Genomic DNA, 17193 nt, shown 5'->3' on the forward strand with positions numbered 1-17193 from the left:
GAGTTGCTCGGCATGTGCCATGATTTGTTCGCTTAGGTGTTGCATGCTACCTCTCATGTCAGAAATATAAGCAGTTTTCTGACAGTATGCAACTGCCAGCACTCCAGAGCGCGCTAAGTGGCGTTCTCACTTTATCTCAGCTATGCTTAGGGTATGGATTTTGTCTTCTACGATTTTGAAACCACGGGAACCTCGCCCGAGTTCGACCAGCCGCTGCAGTTCGCCGCGATCTGGACGGATGAGAATTTAGTGGAAAAGGATCGGGTCAACATTCGCTGCCGGTTGGCGCCTCACATCCTGCCGTCACCGCAGGCGTTAGTTGTCACCCGCATCAGTCCTGATCAGCTGACAGACCCAAGCCTGCCATCGCTGTTCGAGTTCTCGCAGCAAGTGGCTGAGTTCACCGAGCAATGGGCACCGGCGATCTGGGTTGGTTACAACACTATGAAGTTTGACGAGGAGGTGCTGCGGCAGACCTTCTACCAGAATCTGTCGCCGAACATTTACGCCACGCAGTTCAATGGTAACACGCGCTTCGATATTCTGCCTGCAGTCTACGCCGCTTATGGTCGGCAGCCTGATCTGTTGATCTGGCCCACCGATGACACTGGCCGGCGCAGCTTCAAGCTTGACCGGCTGGCGCCTGCAAATGGCTTCAATGCCCATAACGCCCACGATGCCTTGGGGGATGTTGAGGCGACCATCCACGTTGCACGTCTGATCGCAACGCGCAGCCCAGCGCTTTGGTCCGAGTTGATCGACAACGCCCACAAGGCACGCGTTCAAGCAAAGCTTGAAAGCTTCCGGCCATATGAGCTGGTTACGCGCTTTGGCGGCGGTGAGCCGCGATCCTATGTGGGCTGTTTCTGCGGATACTCCTACGGCAACAATGCGCAGGCGGCATTTTTCGATCTGGATGCCGCGGACCCAGCCGAGTTCCTCGCGGCCTCGGATGAAGCGATCTTTGCAGCAGTGGATGCCACGCCGAAGATCATTAGGGGCGTGTCCACAAATAAGGCACCCGCGCTCCTCGAACACACAGCGCCCAGCGCGGAGCATCTGCGCCGGGCGACGGTCATCGCCAACGCGCCTGAGTTTCGTCAGCGTGTAGGCGCGGCAATGGCGGCTCGCTTTGTCGACGATCCCGACGCCCCACCCAAGCCGGTTGAGCGCCAGATTTACGGAGAGTTTTATTCCAATGCTGACAAGCAACTTCTGCAGGAGTTCCAGAGCGCTACGTGGCCGCGGCGCCAAGAAATCGTCGCAAGCCTTTCAGATACTCGGCTGCGTCAGCTCGGTCGGCGTTTGGTGGCGTTTTACAGTCCGGAGCTGCTGACCGAGGAAGAGACGGCGCTTTTCAAAGCCTATCTGCGTGATAAGTGGTCGGCGCTCGACGTCCCTGAAACCGAATGGATGACCTTTGAAAAAGCGGAGGCCGCACTAGGCGATTTGCGTACTGCTGTCGCTGTAGAGCCCCACGAGCTTGATGCGATTGCTTCATTTCTGTGTGCGCGGTGCGCAGGTGATGCGTAGGAACCCAAAACTACTACAGTGTTCGTAGCGTGATATCTCGCCTTGGGTAACCCGCAGAAAAAGAAAATTCCGACGTCCGAATGCCCCAACTATGGGAGGAGGCGTGCTCCCCAAATTGGATGGGTTACGGTAGCTTTGCACTGGCAGCATCTGGGAGGGTGGGCGGAGAGCTGCCGTTCTCTGCAGATGCCAAGGTTTCGGTTGAGGGCCCGATAGCAAACATGACTTGAGAGAATGTAACCACATTTTTTTGCCCGGTACAGGATTACTCAGTCACTGCTGCCCTTGAAGCCGCAGCCGCTCGTCCCAGCGCCTGTAGACGACATCTTCTTCAAGATTCGGCTCGCTTGCGACGACGCGTTCCATTATTTGTCTGAATGGTTCGCCCCCCCAATGAAACTCGGGGGCTATCAATCTATCTATTAGAGCCATCGTAGACTTGGGGTGCTGGTCTGGGTGATCTGATGCAGCTAATTCATGGAGGAGATGCAACGCATTTGACCGGACAAGATATGGACTAATCTGTTTTATCGCTTCAGGAAACTCGGCGTCTGTTGCAATTGCCGCTACGGCAAGCTGTTCCGATAGGTCCCCGCTACAAATCTCCGGATCGACCGGCCAAACTCGCTTGAGCCATGGCCCTACCCGATCGCGCCACAGCGCGTCGCTACGCGGACCGGCGTCTATGCGATCCTCTCCCTCGACAGGTTCTCCTGATTGTTTCAAATAACCGGCTATCCAAGCTACAGCGTCAGTGCGCATTCGAGCCGGCATTGACCGGATTGCGTCGCGTACTCGATCCCTGGGTAGCTCCTGAACTCCGAACTCGATGCCAGCTAGCATTAAGAGTTGAGCCAGGTTGCGCCGGAAACTACCAAACCTTTCAAGCCGTTCAGGTGTGAACAGGTCAAGGAAGCTCGGCTTTATTGCTGTCCAGAGTTGCGGATCAATTCTAGCGTTCCAACCATACCCTTGCCAAAGAGCTAGAGATTCTTGCTCATCCGACCAGTCGAACCCCGGAAGTAGCTCGCGGTTCACCCAGCTAGGATCGATGGCATAGAGGTAAGACAGACGAGATGCCGCGATAACGCGTGCAGGTCGATGTGCAATTAAGTTAGGCTCGACGAGGTGATCTAGTCGTTCTACTAGGTCAGGCGGGATGCCATCTCCGACTTTCAATTCTCTCGAGAATAGGGCGGCGAAGAAGCCCTTTGCCAAATGGCCCATCGAGCAGTTGATTGCGAAATGGACCCAATCGACACATTGCTCCTCTGCGATATTGGACGGATCCACCGATGCGGCCTGCAGGGTTGTGTCAAAGAGTCTCCAGTAGCTTTGCGCAACACTGTCAGTCCCGATCGCGCCACCGGTAACTTCTAGGATTTCAGCAACTGCTTGCGAGAAATCAGGTTGGTTGAACAATGTCTCCGGGGCTTTGAGGAGCAATCCTAGAAGACGGTCCAGGGGACCACTTGTGGCCGTGTCCCGAAGTCCCCACAGCCCAAAACGCCAGATGTCCACACGATCTGGCTCCTTGACCGCTGCGATCCGTTCCAAGGTTTTGATGGCGCGTTCACCGTCCGCCGCCGCGAACTGGCGCCAAGCCTCGAGCAGGCCTTCTCGTCGGTCTTCATCGGTTTCCAATACCGCGATGAGTTCGTCTTCAGAAAGCAAGGCGAGATCGTCAGCACCGTATTTGGTATCGGGTCCGAAGCTCGTCTCCGACCAACTCACGAAGTGGGCTTGCTCGCGTGGCGGCGCTTCCCACTCCGGATACTCACTACGAATTCGGGCAAGCTCATTGGACAATCCTTGCGTCAACGGAGGGTTCGAAACACGTTCAACTGCAATTATTCGATCAAATATCCGCCGATCGCGCGAGCGTGACCGCTCGTCTTCATCGACATTTTCCAGCAGTTTGTCCGGTGGGCCCGCCAGAATTGCCCTAGTTAGATGTTCCTGATCAGATTCATCAAGCAACGGCCAAGTAGACTGAAGAAGATCCATCGCCTCCTTCCGGGATCCAGAGTGCCAAAGGGCGGCGGTCTTAGGCATTGAGTAGCACCTCTAATTTTTCTTCTGGCGTGAAGTGCCCGCTTGCATTGACTGCTGCAATCGAGAGCCGTCTAAACCCGAGGTATGGGATACGGCGCCAGCGTGCGACGCATTCTCGACTGTGCGTGCCGTCTGACAAATCAATGTGGCGCCATCCCTGCCAAATCAAGTCAAATAGAATGGTCCAGCGCTCGTAATTGCGGTTCTGGGAGTGCGGTTCGATCGACGGACGCTGAATAATTGAAGGATCAAATTCTGAGTTCGCTTCCCCCGCTATTTCATAAAGGTTCAATGCCTCCCGAAGCATTTCTGTGAGCACATCAATCCGTGCGGCCAGGAATTCATCGGCGTGAGGTTGTTTGGCAAGCGCCTCCATGAAGGAGTCTATGTAATCCTCTCCATGCAGCTTGACCTTGGCATCTGCAATGTGCGCAAGTTGCCGACCGTCGGCCTCATTGTCTTCATAAAAACGGCGGTAGAAGGATCGCTTTAGGGTCAGGACTGGACGCAACACAGCGGCCAATTCTTGGGTCGCCCACGGAGTGTCAGGTTCATCTCGAAGCATCGCTCCAGGCCCGTACTGAAGAAAGCTGTTAGGTCGCATGTGCGACCATTCTCCTTCCGCCGATATGATCCTCCAAAATCGGACGAAACCAGCACCAAGGGCGCTTTCCTCGGCCAAGCGGCTGCGTATTGCCTGCCTCAGAATCCAGTTTGCACGCCGTCCGTCCCCAAGCCTTTCTATTACCCATTCCGTTAACTGGAACGAACCGAGTTGGGCTGTAATCCAAGGAATCAAACCGCGCGCTGTCTGTCCGATCGGGGCGAAATCGTCGTTCGACATTGGGAATAGCTCGTCCAAATGCAAAGTGGGCACAGCTGGATATTCGGCGCCTTCCTGGCGAGCGACATCAACGGCCTCGCGGTATTGTTTGAAAAGCCGCTCCTCGTGCCGAGACAGCACACTGAGCCATTCAATTGCCGGGGGCGGATCGAGCGATGCAAATATGCGAGCACCGTGGCCCTCGTCGTCCGGTCGACCAGCGATAGCCCACACAAGGTTCGCAACATCGCTTGGGTGCTGGCTCTCAGGCGGATGAGGCGCAGTCCGACTGATCATCACTCGCGTTCGCGAAAGGTAATCATGGCGAGCCTTAGCCCATCCAATCAGCGTGCGTTTTAATTGCACATGATTCCGCATTTGGTTGTAGAAGATTGGCTCGATTTTTCGCTCTCTCCACGGTTGGGGGTCCTGTGCTTCCCGACCACGATAGGGAACGAAAATGTAGGCGGGGCTTCGCCGCGCACGTCCCCGCGAGGAGATTTCCTCAGCGGCAAACGCGTCTGTCATATACCGGAGCACCGGATCGTTCAGGCTGTATCCGATGAAAAGTACTGTGAATTCAGAGAATAGGCGCGCGACGAACCGCGCAGCCCAAGCGTCCGTGAGATAGGCGCGTCCAAAATCAGCGCTGGTAAGGACGAGGTGATCATTGGCTTCAGTTGCCGACGCTAGCCGGCCATGTAAGTAGGCTATGCTCTTCCAACTGACGATCCGATCATTACGTGGAATTGGTAGCACTGGGCCGGAATGATAGTCTTGACCCAGTATCAGTCCGCTCTGGGCATGCTCAAAAAAGGTGTCGTAGTTGGTAGTGACCAAACGCATTCCATTGCCACCCCGCAGACCAGCAAGATTTAGGATTGCGCGGTGCATCTCTATGTCTGTGGGATCGCGGTCAAGCCGTTCGGCAACCACTCGGCGCATTTCAACCGGAAACCTACTTTCGAGCGCTCCAAGCATGCGATCCGGCCACTGCCATTCAATGCTTCGCTTTTTGGGGAGCGGCACCCCAAGTTCGTTGTAACAGTGCTCCACCAAACCTGTATAGCTTGGCAGGCCCGCACCCATAGAGATTCCCGCTCCGCAAAATATCACAACGCGATCGTCTTCTAGTTCTTGGACGAGGCGATCAGGCACGAATATTCCATTGGGAACAAAAGTCGGCATTTTCTCAAGGCACAGCTAGGATTCTATCAGAACATTGTAGCAACTTACGGCAGCAGTGAAAGGATTGATCTGCTCGAGAAACGCGATGGCAGTCAGAAGATTTGGGTCTGCTTGCCCTGCTGCGCCGCGGCAACCCGTTGGTCGGTCAGGCGGCAGCTTTGGGCCGTTACCTCTCGCGTCTAGCCCCGGATTTTACTTGATGCCGCGCCGTCCAAAAGTTCGACGGTGCGCGCAGCTTCACTTCCAATCATCATCGATAAAGGTGACGCGGTTTTTTTTGATCAGGCGATCTAGAAAATTGGAGTAGTTAGCATTGTTTGTCAGAAGCCATCCACCGCCGCCATCTGAACCACCGGAGCCAATATGACGGAGAGAGAAGAAGACAGATTTTTTCATCTCTTCCTTGTTAGGGTTTGAGTCTTCACCTCGTGCATAGTCAAATAACGCATCGCTTATTGCTCTCAAGGTGAGCCAGTTTAGCATTGCATGGAACTGCTCTAATCGGTTCAGTAGTCGATGATCGCCTTCATCCAAAACATCTGAAGAGAACAGATCGGCAAATTCCGACCTTCTCCAGCGAGCAATGAGTACTTGGTAGACTCGTATGATCTGCTGCATCAACTCGTTCTCGGTCCCTTCCGCATGTTCGATGCAAGAGCGTAGGGTGGAAAGTTCAAAATCCGTGATTTCCCAGTGTTTGTCTTCAGATCGCGTCTTGTCGCCCCGCGAAATTGCATCGCACCGCGCTTCGCACATCTCGTGAATGTTCGAGAGCACGATTGGTAGACTGCTGCGGGCCGCATCTAGTTTGGCTTTTCGATGATGCTCCGCGAGGTCAACGTTGCTTTGAATTTGACGAGAAACACCCCATAGCGCGAGTCCGGCCGCGGTAAGTGTGAAGAAGTGTGTGAGGTGGTCGTCGAAAAATTCGCGTACCACAGCCTGCGTGCTGTCAATTAGCCAAAGTGTTCCTGTGCTGATAACAAAACCGAGAAGCAAGCCAAGCGCTAAGCCATCAAGAAATCTGCCTCTCATTGCTTTTCTCCCGTTTCGTTGAGATGAAGCTAGCTGTCAATCTAAGGTGAGTCCATCGACAGTCCTGCGTTGATTAGAACCACCAGCTGCAATTGGTTCGAAGGTCGGAGATGGGCTGGAAGCGGCCATCTGCGGCGCCTGGTGGCAAGGTCCGAGCAGGGCCGATCGTGTTCACACCGGCGATGTTAGCCGTCCTCGTAAGCTCAACAAGCGAACTGGCAGATGGGTTGAAAAGCGCATCTCTCCCGCTCACTTACCCTTCAAAATAGCAGCAATGATCAGGCCAAAGGGTCCGAGGATTGCTCCCCATAGCGCGCCTTTGCCACCATCGACAAAGAAGCCGATGATGCCGAAGACGATGGCGCCTGCGATGATGAATTCCATGATTTTATTTCCTTTCCTGCTGCGGCAACGCGCTCGAGGCACCGTCCCACGCTGGGGGCCACACTGATGTGATGGTTCTAGTCGCTTGCCTGAATTCCCAACGCCTCGAGAGTCGCGCGGTCAGGCGCTCCAGTGGGTGCTAAACCGTTCTGTTCTTGGAAGGCGCGCATTGCGTTGCGCGATCCGTTACCCCAAACGCCGTCAGGTGTGCCGGCATCAAAGCCACCGGCATTCAGCATGGTCTGGATGGCACGGTAGTCGTCAGAGGAGAGGTCGAGCGTGGACCAGCCACAAGCGCCAGCTACAGCCTCGATCGCCTCCTGAATGCCGGCCAGGTCGAACTCTGCGTCATAGCGGCGACCATTGCCATCGGTCAGCCGGATGAAAAACGCTTCGGCATCGTAGAGGTTGCGCAAGAAGCCTTCGGACGCAGATCCAAAAAGCCCAGCGCCTTTGTTATTGGTCAGTTCGTTCCAGCGGGTCGACTGCGCAGGTGCATCGTCGATACGGTAGTTGATATCGAACGAGTTCCGCCGAATGGCGCTCATCAGAAAATCGTCTTGGACAAAGACGATGGATGTTTCGCCTTCCCGACACTGCGCGAGAAGCGCGGTGATCCCGCTGAAGCTGCGCGCATCATAGGCCGAATAGTTGATAGCCACGACGGACGGGCTGTCATCGATCGCAGCGCGCTCCTCGTCGATCACCCACCAGCCCGCAATCCGATCCCCTTCGTTGTGCGCCTGCTCAAACGGTGCGAGGCTGTAGTCAATGTCCGGGTGGTCGGGATCCGCCCAGGGCAGGGCAGCGGTCACCTCGTCACCATCTGCTGTGGACGCGGGCGATGGTGCGTCTTGGCTTGGCGGCGTCGGAGCTTCCACCTGGGGCGTTACCGGAAACGCGATGCCATAGCGCGCCTGCAAGTAGGCCATCTGCAACTGGGCGAGTGTGAGCTTTTCGGTTTCGACGCGGCTTAGAGCCACCGCTTGTATCAGGCCTCCGGCGGATGCGGCCTCGCGTTCGGCCGCCTCGACACGCTGTTGTTGCGAGGCCATTTCGCCAAGAAGCTGCTCCGCACGTTCGGGATCAGGTTCTACGGCTGGCACGGTGACTTCGATGGTCGCGCCTGCGGCTTCGGCTTCTTGCCGGGCCTCAACGATCGTGCGCAAAAATAGCAGTGCTTCTCTCCGGCTTTCGGCAAGCATGCGGATCAGTCCACCCTCATAGCGGGCGATCGTGGCATCCACCTCGGTGACTTGGCTGTCGATGGCGGCGATCTCTGCGTTGAGCGCCGAGCTTTCCTGGGCCATTGTGTGCCCAGCAAGGCAGGTGCTGATCAGCAGCGAAGCGGTGAGCGTGCGCAGTTTCATCATATCGTAGGTCCTTTCGGGAAAATGCGTTAACCGCGGCCAATGTCATTTAGGATCGTGTGGCCACGCTCGGTCATGCAGCGATCCACAACCCGCCGTGGGCCAAACGTCACAAGGTCGTAGGAATAGTCATTCGCGGCTGCACCCGCGGCCATACCAGAAGCTGCGCCATAGGCCGTTAATTCACCCTGATAGTTAGACCCGCCGCCAACAACGGCCCCGGTGATCGCGCCGACCAGAAGTCCCGCCATGATGTTTGCGCCCATCTGTTCCTGCTGGCGTTGGCGATAGTCCGCTTCGACTTGAATTGCGACTGCACGGCAAGCTTCGAGATCACTCTCAAATCGCGGCATGTTTGTGCGTTCGGCATCCACAACAGGGCGATACTCAGTCAATGGCTCGAGCTCTGCGCAACCGGTCATGGCCAAGACCGACATCAGGCCAACGGCCTGGGTTTTCGTCATAAAATTCATGCAGCAGCTCCTTTTCCCTTCCCGAAAGCAGAACGGGAGGGTTATGCTGGGGTGAGCCCCCAGGTTTGTGATACGTCTAAAATTGTGACGGTCTCGTCGGGAATCGGTTATAAGTCTCACAATGGTTCTTACGAGAGCCGTTTTGAGTCAATAAAAAAACTAGACGCATATAAAAGTGCGACTTAAAAAGAGGGTGCAGGGTGACTCGCAAGAAGAGTAAACAGCTGAACTGGAGTGTCGAACGTCGATATGAGTTCATCGAGTTCCGCCTGTTTTGGCAGGGGCGGATAAACCGGGGAGACTTAATGGAGGCGTTTGGGGTTTCAACACAGCAGGCTTCGCTGGATCTGAACGCCTACATTGAACAGGCAAAACGCAACCTCACTTATGACAAGCGCCTGCGTACCTATTTGCGCGGAAAGCACTTCAAACCCAAATACCTAAAGCCGGACGCCGAGGAGTACTTTGCCCAGCTGCGCGCGGTTGATCAGGGGCTTGTCAGCGCCGAGCAAAGCTGGATCAGCTTTTTCCCGAGCTTTGGCGCAACGCCGACGCCCGCGCGCGGTGTATCCCCGGAAACCCTGCGTGACGTGTTAGCAGCGATCCGCGAGCTATCCGCCTTGCAGGTGGCCTATCAGTCCATGTCGCGGCCCGAGCCCAGTGCGCGCTGGATTGAGCCACATGCACTGGCCTTTGATGGGTTCCGTTGGCATGCCCGGGCGTTTTGCCAGAACGACCAAGTTTTCAAGGACTTCTTGTTGTCTAGGATCGTTGAGGTCGGTGATCAGGGGCCCGTGACCGCTGAGCCCAGCGCAGATGAGGCATGGCACACAGAAGTTGTTCTAGAAATCGGCCCGCATCCGGACCTGTCTGATAACCAGCGCCGTGCGATCGAGATGGATTATGGCATGGAGAGCGGCAGGGCCCAGATCGCTGTCCGCCGCGCGCTGTTGTTCTATGCGCTGAAACGTCTTGGCCTGGACACTGACCCAGCAGCACGCCGGCCCCAGGATCAACAGATTGTCCTTTTGAACCGTGACGAGGTCATTAGATGACCATGGCGGCACGGAACGCAGAGTTCGGGGCAAAGCAGCCCTACAAGATGTCCTTCACTTCTGGGGGGCTTTTCTTGAACGAATGCATCGATCTCGCAGCGAGCTATCTGGAAACACGAGACTGGGATAAGACGATATCGCAGCTGCAAGCTGATGGTCTCACATCGTCGCCCAAACAAAAGTCGAAGCGTCGGATACTCCGGGAACTCGTCAATCGCCTCGAAACGCTGACCGAGGATGAGGTGCGCTTCTTGGTTGAGCGTGCCGATCGACAAGATCAAGCGCTGCTCATTTGGCTGTCCCTTTGCCGTGCCTACCGGCTTGTCCGCGAGTTCACACTCGAAATCGTGCAGGATCGGTATCTCGCCTACCAGCTGGATTTGTCGACCGACAGTTTCGATTTGTTCTTCGAGCATAAAGCCGAGTGGGATGACGCTTTGGCCTCAACCTCCGCCTCCACACGCGTCCGCCTCCGGCAAGTCGTGTTCAAGACCATGCGAGAGGTTGGGATTACCTCAGAAGAAAACCGAATCCAGTCGACTTATCTCTCGGCTCAGCTGCGCGCGCTGATTGAGGCGACCAACCCAGCTGATCTGGCCGTATTCCCGGGTGTTGTTATTGAGGGAGGTCTGTCGTGAGCCTGCAATTGACGCGCAAAGAGCGCGCCGAGCACCTGTATCGGGTCATCACCAGTGAGCGCTTCCTGACGAAGCAGGGCCTGGGCAATGAAGTGCCCTTTTTCATCTGCCCGTTTCCGGCAGAGGAAGGCCTAACGATGATCGAGGACCGGCTCGACCTGATCGAGCGCATCGGTCATGCGGGCGTCACTGCGCTTGACCTCAGCCTGTACGACATTTCGCTCGGGCTTTTGGAAGAGCGGGGCATCCTTGAGGATGTCCTGGCCGCAGAGACCGACATGGAAAAGTCCGAGCTGCGCGAGCTGCTGCAGGGCGTTCTCGACGTTCATGAACATCTGATCCCAAAGATTGCGGAGGCGATTGCTGCCCGGCCGCATGACGTGATTTTCCTGTCCGGCGTGGGTGAGGTCTACCCGTACATCCGCTCGCATAATGTGCTCAACAACCTGCAGAGCACGGCCAAGGATAAGCCAACGGTCCTGTTCTTTCCTGGCAGCTACACCCATTCCACAGCAACGGGGGGATCCCTCGATCTCTTTGGGCTGCTGCATGACGACAAATATTACCGTGCTTTTAACATTCTGAACTACGAGGTCTGACCCGATGACCACTGCTCTGAGAAACATTTTCGCCAAGCCCGTTGACCGCCCGATCGATGGTGTGATCAAGGCCGACGATGAAGCGAGCCTGCGCATCGAGCTCGACGAGTACGTCATCACCGATGAAATCGGTAAACGCCTCGAGACCTTCCTTGATGCCTACAACAACTACGACACCGCCAATGGTGTCTGGATTTCTGGCTTCTTTGGCTCGGGTAAGTCGCACCTGCTGAAGATGCTCGCCCTTCTCATGGAAAACCGAGAAGTTGATGGCACGCGGGCTTTCGACATTTTCGAGGAAAAGCTGACCGGTCAGCCAATGCTCTTGGGCGCGTTGCGCAAAGCCGTCTCCGTGCCGTCAAAGTCGATCCTCTTCAACATCGACCAGAAGGCTGACGTCATCTCGAAGACCGATGTGGATGCGCTGCTCTCGGTGTTCCAAAAGGTCTTTGATGAGGCGTGCGGTTACTACGGCAAGCTGCCCCATATCGCGCAGTTTGAGCGCGACCTTGATGATCGAGGCCAACTGGCAGCGTTTAAGGATGCTTATGCGGCGGCCGCTGGCAAGCCTTGGGAGCGCGGCCGTGAACAAGCTGCACTTGAGCGTAAAAATATCGCTACGGCATTCGCCTCTGTGACGGGTGGCGATCCTGCTGATGTCGCAGATATTCTGGGGCAGTACCGCGCCGATACCCGGGTCTCGATCGAGGATTTTGCCAATAATGTGAATGTTTGGCTCGACAAACAGCCGCCCAAGTTCCGGCTGAATTTTTTCGTTGATGAGGTGGGTCAGTACATCGCCGAGAACGTCAAGCTGATGACGAACCTACAAACGATCGCCGAAAGCCTGAATACCAAATGTAAGGGCCGCGCCTGGGTCATCGTCACGTCACAGCAGGACATGGAAGCCATCATCGGGGATGGGAAGGCGTTTCAGTCACAGGACTTCTCGAAGATTATGGCGCGCTTCGGTGTGAAGATGCCGTTGAACTCTGCCGACGTGGCTGAGGTTATCCAGCGCCGCCTTTTGTCCAAGACCGACGAGGGGCAGATTACGCTTGGCAACCTGCACGACCGCGAGGAAAACAACCTCAAGACCCTGTTTGATTTCACGGACGGGTCGATAAGGCTGAAAAACTTTGATGGCCGCAATCAATTCGTCTCAAGCTACCCTTTTCCGCCGTATCAATACATGCTGTTCCAGATGGCGATTACATCGCTCTCGCAGCATAACGCCTTTGAGGGCAAGCACAGCTCGGTCGGTGAGCGCTCGATGCTGGGCGTGTTCCAAGAGGTCGCCAAGAAGATGGCAGACCAACCTGTGGGCGGTCTTGCCACCTTTGATCTCATGTTCGAGGGCATCCGCACCGCGCTGAAGTCCGCTGTGCAGCAGTCGATTCAGATTGCCGAGAAAGAAATCCAAGACATCGACCCCTTCGCGGTTCGCGTCCTGAAAGCGCTCTTCCTTGTGAAATATGTTAAGGAGTTCAAGCCGACAGTGCGCAATATCAGCGTGCTGCTGCTCTCCGAATTCGACACCGACCAGGTCAAGCAGCGCCGCAAGATCGAGGAGGCGCTGTCTTTCCTTGAGCGCAACACGCTTATTCAGCGCAACGGCGAGGTCTACGAGTTCCTGACGAACGAAGAGAAAGACGTCGAAGCGGAGATTAAGGCGCTGGATGTCGACCCTTCAGAGCTTTCTAAGGAAATGGAGACGCTGGCGTTCGACACGATCCTGCGGCACCGCAAGATCAAGCATCTGACCACTGGCAACGAGTACAGCTTCAGCCGTAAGCTCGATGACCACCTGTTGGGGCGGGAGTATGAGCTCTCCATCAACGTGGTTAGCCCGTTTAACGATGACGTGGCATCGCCCGAAGCTGTGCGCATGCGGAACATGAGCCGAGAAGAACTGGCGGTGGTGCTGCAGCCCGATGTGCGGTTCATCCGCGATCTGACGCTCTTCAAGCAGACAGACAAATTCATCCGCCAAGCCCGCGCGGGCTCTCAGCAGCCGGGCCGTGATCGCATCGTGGCCGAAAAAGGGGATCAAAACAGTCGTCGCTACAAGGACCTTGAACTGCGCCTGCGCAAGCTGATGGCCGAGGCGCGGATGTTTGTGCGGGGCGATGAGCTCGACATTGGTGGGGAGGAGCCCCAGGACCGGATCGTGAAAGGCTTCCAGGGTCTTGTCGACAAGGTCTATGTCAACTTGCCGATGCTGCGGGGCGTGACCTATGCCGAAGCAGACATCCTGAAAGCGGCGACGCCTGAAAGCGGGCTCTTCGGCAACAACGGTGAGGGGCTGACAGAGGCCGAGCAGGATGTTCTGAACTACGTTCAGTCGCAGGCTCGTAACGGCGTGAAGGTCTCAGTCAAATATCTGACCGAACGCTTTGGTGGCAAACCCTATGGCTGGCCAACGACGGCAATTCTCTGCTTGGCTGCCAGCCTGTCAGGTAAGGGCAAGCTTGAGGCTCGCTCGGACGGCACTGTGCTCGAGCGCACAGACCTCGCCAAGGCGCTGAACAACAGTCATGCTCTCGCCAATATCCTGCTCACCCCGCAGACCGAGTTTACCTCCGCCCAGATCCGAAAGGCGAAAGAGCTCTATAAGGAGCTGTTTGATTTGCCCTCGGATGGGACTGACGCACGGACGATCGGCGCGGAATGGCTGGAGAGCACGCGGACGCTGTCAGAAGATCTGGGTAAGATGCTGGCCCAGAAAGTGCAGTACCCGTTTGTCGTGGCGCTCGAACCCCTAGCCACGAAAATTGCTGCGATGGTGGGTAAGCCCGCCACTTGGTACATCACCGAACCCGCGGCACAGGAAGATGACCTGCTCGACGCCAAGGAGGAGGTCCTCGACAAAATCCGCAGCTTCATGGGGGGCGCCCAGCGCGAAATCTATGACTATGCGCGTGAATTCCTGCGCGATCAGGAAGCGAATATTTCCTATGTGGATGCCGGGGCCGGCGAAAAACTGGCCCGCGCCTTGACCGATCCTGCTTGCTACAAGGGCACGGCCATCCAGTCCCTGAAATCCGATCTTTATGGGCTAAAAGACCGCGTGGAGCTGACCGTGCTTGAGGAGCGCAAAGCCGTGATCGCGGCTGTTGAGGAGTGCGCGGCAAAGGTCACGCAGACACCAGAGTTCCAGGCGCTGTCAGCAGACGACCAAGCCCACATCAAGCGCAACATCGACAGCCATAAATCCGGGCTCGACATCATTAAAATGATCCCAATCCTGCGCGATCGGGCAAATGGCGCAAAGCTCGATCTGTTGCCACGCATTTTGGCAGAGGTTGAGCGACTGAACCGACCGATCGTTGATCCGAAACTCGTCCCGCCCGGGCCGCCGCAGCCAGAGCCCCCGCAGACCACTTACGTCAACGCCTCTGAAATCAAGGTGGGCTTCACCAAGCCCTACCTGACTGAAGAGGCGGACGTCGAACAATACGTTCAAGAAATGAAAAAGACCCTGCTGGAGCAAATCCGTGCGGGCAAGAAGGTGATCGTCTGATGGATACGAATGCGCTGAAAAAGTTTGCCCAAGCCGCGCGCAATCTGCTGATCGACCAGGTCCGTTCGAAGCTTGATCTTGTGCTTGATCCAGCCTCGCCTCCGCGGCGGGAACATCCGCAGGCGATGAAACAGCTCGACGCCGCGATCGCGCGGGATGGCAAGGCACAGGTGATCGAGCAGGTGGCTTACACCTGGTTCAACCGCTTCACCGCGCTGCGCTTCATGGATGCAAATGGTTACACGACGGTCGGGGTTGTATCCCCAGTAGAAGGTCAGACACGGCCCGAGATATTGGCTGAGGCAATGGCGGGGAACCTGCCTGAGGGCGCGCCGGGCACCATCGCAGCGCTGCTCGATGGCCGCACACCGTCGTCTGATCCGCAGGGGGAGGCCTATCGCCAGCTTCTGGTGCATGCCTGCAATCAGTGGCACGGACCGATGCCCTTCCTCTTCGAAGAGCTGGATGACTATACAGAACTCTTGATGCCCGAGGATATGCTGTCGCAATCCTCGATCCTCGCTGAAATGCGCAAGGTGATGACCGAGGACGCCTGTCAGGATGTCGAGATCATCGGCTGGCTATACCAGTTCTACATCTCGGAGAAGAAGGACCAGGTTTTCGCGGGGCTGAAGAAGAACCAGAAGATCACGGCCGAGAACATCCCCGCTGCGACGCAGCTCTTCACCCCGCACTGGATCGTCCGCTACCTGGTGGAGAACTCGCTGGGACGGCTCTGGCTGCTGAACCGCCCCGACAGCCGCCTGGCCGAGCGGATGGACTATTACATCGCGCCCGAAGAGCCTGAGACGGACTTCCTGAAAATTACCAAACCCGAAGAGATCCGCATCTGCGATCCGGCGGCGGGCTCGGGGCACATGCTGACCTATGCCTTTGACCTGCTCTACGCCATCTACGAGGAAGAGGGATATGACGCGACAGAGATCCCCGCGCTGATCCTGACGCACAACCTGACCGGGGTGGAGATTGACGACCGCGCGGGCGCGCTGGCCGCCTTTGCGCTGGCGATGAAGGCGGCGGCGCGGCTGGGGCGGCGGCGGTTCCTGCGGATGGGGGCGAAACCCGACATCTGCGTGTTGCAGAACGTGGCCTTTACCGCCGAGGATGTCCGGGACGTCGCCGCCGTGGTGGGCAAGGACCTGTTCACGGATGAGCTGCGCGAGACGCTGGGGCAGTTCGAGCAGGCCAAGAACTTCGGCTCGCTGATCGTGCCAAATCTGCGCGATCCTGCGGAGACGCTGCGGGTGGTGGAAGCGCGGGATTTTGGCGGCGACCTGCTGCTCAAGGACGTTCAGGCGCGCGTTATGGCCGTGCTGCGCATGGCCGAGGCGCTGTCGCCCAAGTATCATGTGGTGGTGGCCAACCCGCCTTATATGGGCGCGCGCAACATGAACCCTCAACTAAAAAAATGGACCGAGAAAAACTATCCAGACAGCAGAACGGACCTTTTTGCTCTTTTCATGGAACGTTCTTTGGCTGCATGCGCCAAGAACGGGTACATGGCCATGATCAATATGCAGTCATGGATGTTCCTTTCTTCATTCGAAAAGTTGAGGGCAGCCCTTCTCTCAAAGGGGACCATTCTTACGATGGCCCATCTGGGCGAGCGTGCTTTTGACACAATCGGTGGAGCTGTGGTGTCTACCACGGCTTTCGTTTGCCGAAACACAAGCATGAAGAGCTATGCTGGCGCGTTCATTCGCGCAATCTCGGGCCGAAATGAATCGGAGAAACAGGAAATACTGTTGGCAGCTGCAGGGGGATCCCCTGATAGTCTTTTCCGCATTTCTCAAAGCGAGTTGGTTGGGGTTCCCGGAACCCCAATTGCCTACTGGCTTAGCGAGAGTGTCCGCGAAGCGTTTGGCAATTTCGATCCTCTCCGTTCAATTAGTGTTCCGCGTCAAGGAAATACTACTACTGACAACGAGCGGTTTGTCCGATTTTGGCCTGAAGTCTCTAAACCTTCGCTTGGTACAGATTTCGCAAGTGCCGAGGACTTCAACGCCGAACGAAAGAAATGGGCGCCGTACAACAAAGGCGGGGGTTCCCGCCGCTGGTACGGGCAAAATGATTCAGTGGTTAATTGGGAACAGAACGGACGTGAAATTAAGGCTATCCCACACTCTGTGATCGCTAATGAAAAAAGCTATTTTTCTCCCGGCCTCACATGGTCGACGATTTCCACGAATGACATTGGCTTTCGCCACTTCGGGCATGGCTTCCTATTCGATAATAAAGGCGCATGCATATTCGTCTCAGACGCCATGCAGCAATACCTTGCGAGCCTTCTGAATACGAAAGTGTTCGTTAGCATTTTGTATCAGATAAATCCGACCGTTTCCCTACAGCCCGGCGATGTTGCCAAATTTCCGGTAATCCCAATGGAGGCTGTAGACTCATCGTCCGCCCGATCCAACGCGACAGGCTGTATCAATCTGGCGAAATCCGACTGGGACGCCTACGAAACCTCCTGGGATTTCACCACGCTCCCGCTGC

The 17193-nt window shown here is 56.3% G+C and carries 12 protein-coding genes; 6 read left to right on the forward strand and 6 right to left on the reverse strand.

Annotated features, from left to right (window positions below):
- Positions 1-153 precede the first annotated feature (153 nt).
- Positions 154-1533: an exonuclease domain-containing protein gene (locus AC4GMC_RS12010; RefSeq protein WP_487877557.1), complete on the forward strand. Its 1380-nt coding sequence runs from the start codon at positions 154-156 to the stop codon at positions 1531-1533.
- Positions 1534-1806: 273 nt separating this feature from the next.
- Here AC4GMC_RS12010 and AC4GMC_RS12015 read toward each other — a convergent pair whose 3' ends face one another.
- The 6 genes from AC4GMC_RS12015 to AC4GMC_RS12040 all read right to left on the reverse strand — a co-directional run bounded on the left by AC4GMC_RS12015 (position 1807) and on the right by AC4GMC_RS12040 (position 8861).
- Positions 1807-3540: a hypothetical protein gene (locus tag AC4GMC_RS12015; RefSeq protein ID WP_487879373.1), complete on the reverse strand. Its 1734-nt coding sequence runs from the start codon at positions 3538-3540 to the stop codon at positions 1807-1809.
- Between the two features lie 40 nt (positions 3541-3580).
- Positions 3581-5569 carry an SIR2 family protein gene (locus tag AC4GMC_RS12020; protein ID WP_487879372.1) on the reverse strand — a complete coding sequence of 663 codons (1989 nt, stop codon included), beginning with the start codon at positions 5567-5569 and terminating at the stop codon, positions 3581-3583.
- A 267-nt stretch (positions 5570-5836) separates the two neighbouring features.
- Positions 5837-6634 carry a hypothetical protein gene (locus AC4GMC_RS12025; RefSeq protein WP_487877560.1) on the reverse strand — a complete coding sequence of 266 codons (798 nt, stop codon included), beginning with the start codon at positions 6632-6634 and terminating at the stop codon, positions 5837-5839.
- A 249-nt stretch (positions 6635-6883) separates the two neighbouring features.
- A complete protein-coding gene (locus AC4GMC_RS12030; RefSeq protein ID WP_256415914.1) occupies positions 6884-7018 on the reverse strand; it encodes a hypothetical protein in 135 nt (44 codons plus the stop codon).
- A 77-nt stretch (positions 7019-7095) separates the two neighbouring features.
- Entirely contained in the window at positions 7096-8391 is a 1296-nt protein-coding gene (locus AC4GMC_RS12035; RefSeq protein WP_487877561.1) for a peptidoglycan-binding domain-containing protein, read from the reverse strand.
- A 26-nt stretch (positions 8392-8417) separates the two neighbouring features.
- Positions 8418-8861: a glycine zipper family protein gene (locus AC4GMC_RS12040; protein ID WP_487877562.1), complete on the reverse strand. Its 444-nt coding sequence runs from the start codon at positions 8859-8861 to the stop codon at positions 8418-8420.
- Between the two features lie 200 nt (positions 8862-9061).
- Between AC4GMC_RS12040 and AC4GMC_RS12045 the strand changes: the two genes are divergently transcribed.
- The 5 genes from AC4GMC_RS12045 to pglX form a co-directional block, all read left to right on the forward strand.
- Positions 9062-9916, forward strand: coding sequence for a WYL domain-containing transcriptional regulator (locus AC4GMC_RS12045; RefSeq protein ID WP_488047499.1), 855 nt, complete (start codon positions 9062-9064; stop codon positions 9914-9916).
- Entirely contained in the window at positions 9913-10554 is a 642-nt protein-coding gene (locus AC4GMC_RS12050; protein ID WP_487877706.1) for a DUF1819 family protein, read from the forward strand. Before AC4GMC_RS12045 ends, AC4GMC_RS12050 begins: the two co-directional genes overlap by 4 nt.
- Positions 10551-11153, forward strand: coding sequence for a DUF1788 domain-containing protein (locus AC4GMC_RS12055; protein WP_487877707.1), 603 nt, complete (start codon positions 10551-10553; stop codon positions 11151-11153). The genes AC4GMC_RS12050 and AC4GMC_RS12055 overlap by 4 nt, the downstream gene beginning before the upstream one ends.
- A gap of 4 nt (positions 11154-11157) precedes the next feature.
- Positions 11158-14676: a BREX system P-loop protein BrxC gene (gene brxC / locus AC4GMC_RS12060; RefSeq protein WP_487877708.1), complete on the forward strand. Its 3519-nt coding sequence runs from the start codon at positions 11158-11160 to the stop codon at positions 14674-14676.
- Positions 14676-17193: BREX-1 system adenine-specific DNA-methyltransferase PglX (pglX, locus tag AC4GMC_RS12065; protein WP_490391455.1), on the forward strand; the 2518-nt coding region annotated here is incomplete at its 3' end. The genes brxC and pglX, both read left to right, overlap by 1 nt.

The organism is Thalassobacter sp. (assembly GCF_982993085.1).

Coding starts and splice junctions, on each gene's coding strand:
- AC4GMC_RS12010 (WP_487877557.1), top strand. CDS start 154: ATGGATTTTGTCTTCTACGATTTTGAAACCACGGGAACCTCGCCCGAG.
- AC4GMC_RS12015 (WP_487879373.1), bottom strand. CDS start 3,540: ATGGATCTTCTTCAGTCTACTTGGCCGTTGCTTGATGAATCTGATCAG.
- AC4GMC_RS12025 (WP_487877560.1), bottom strand. CDS start 6,634: ATGAGAGGCAGATTTCTTGATGGCTTAGCGCTTGGCTTGCTTCTCGGT.
- AC4GMC_RS12030 (WP_256415914.1), bottom strand. CDS start 7,018: ATGGAATTCATCATCGCAGGCGCCATCGTCTTCGGCATCATCGGCTTC.
- AC4GMC_RS12035 (WP_487877561.1), bottom strand. CDS start 8,391: ATGATGAAACTGCGCACGCTCACCGCTTCGCTGCTGATCAGCACCTGC.
- AC4GMC_RS12040 (WP_487877562.1), bottom strand. CDS start 8,861: ATGAATTTTATGACGAAAACCCAGGCCGTTGGCCTGATGTCGGTCTTG.
- AC4GMC_RS12050 (WP_487877706.1), top strand. CDS start 9,913: ATGACCATGGCGGCACGGAACGCAGAGTTCGGGGCAAAGCAGCCCTAC.
- brxC (WP_487877708.1), top strand. CDS start 11,158: ATGACCACTGCTCTGAGAAACATTTTCGCCAAGCCCGTTGACCGCCCG.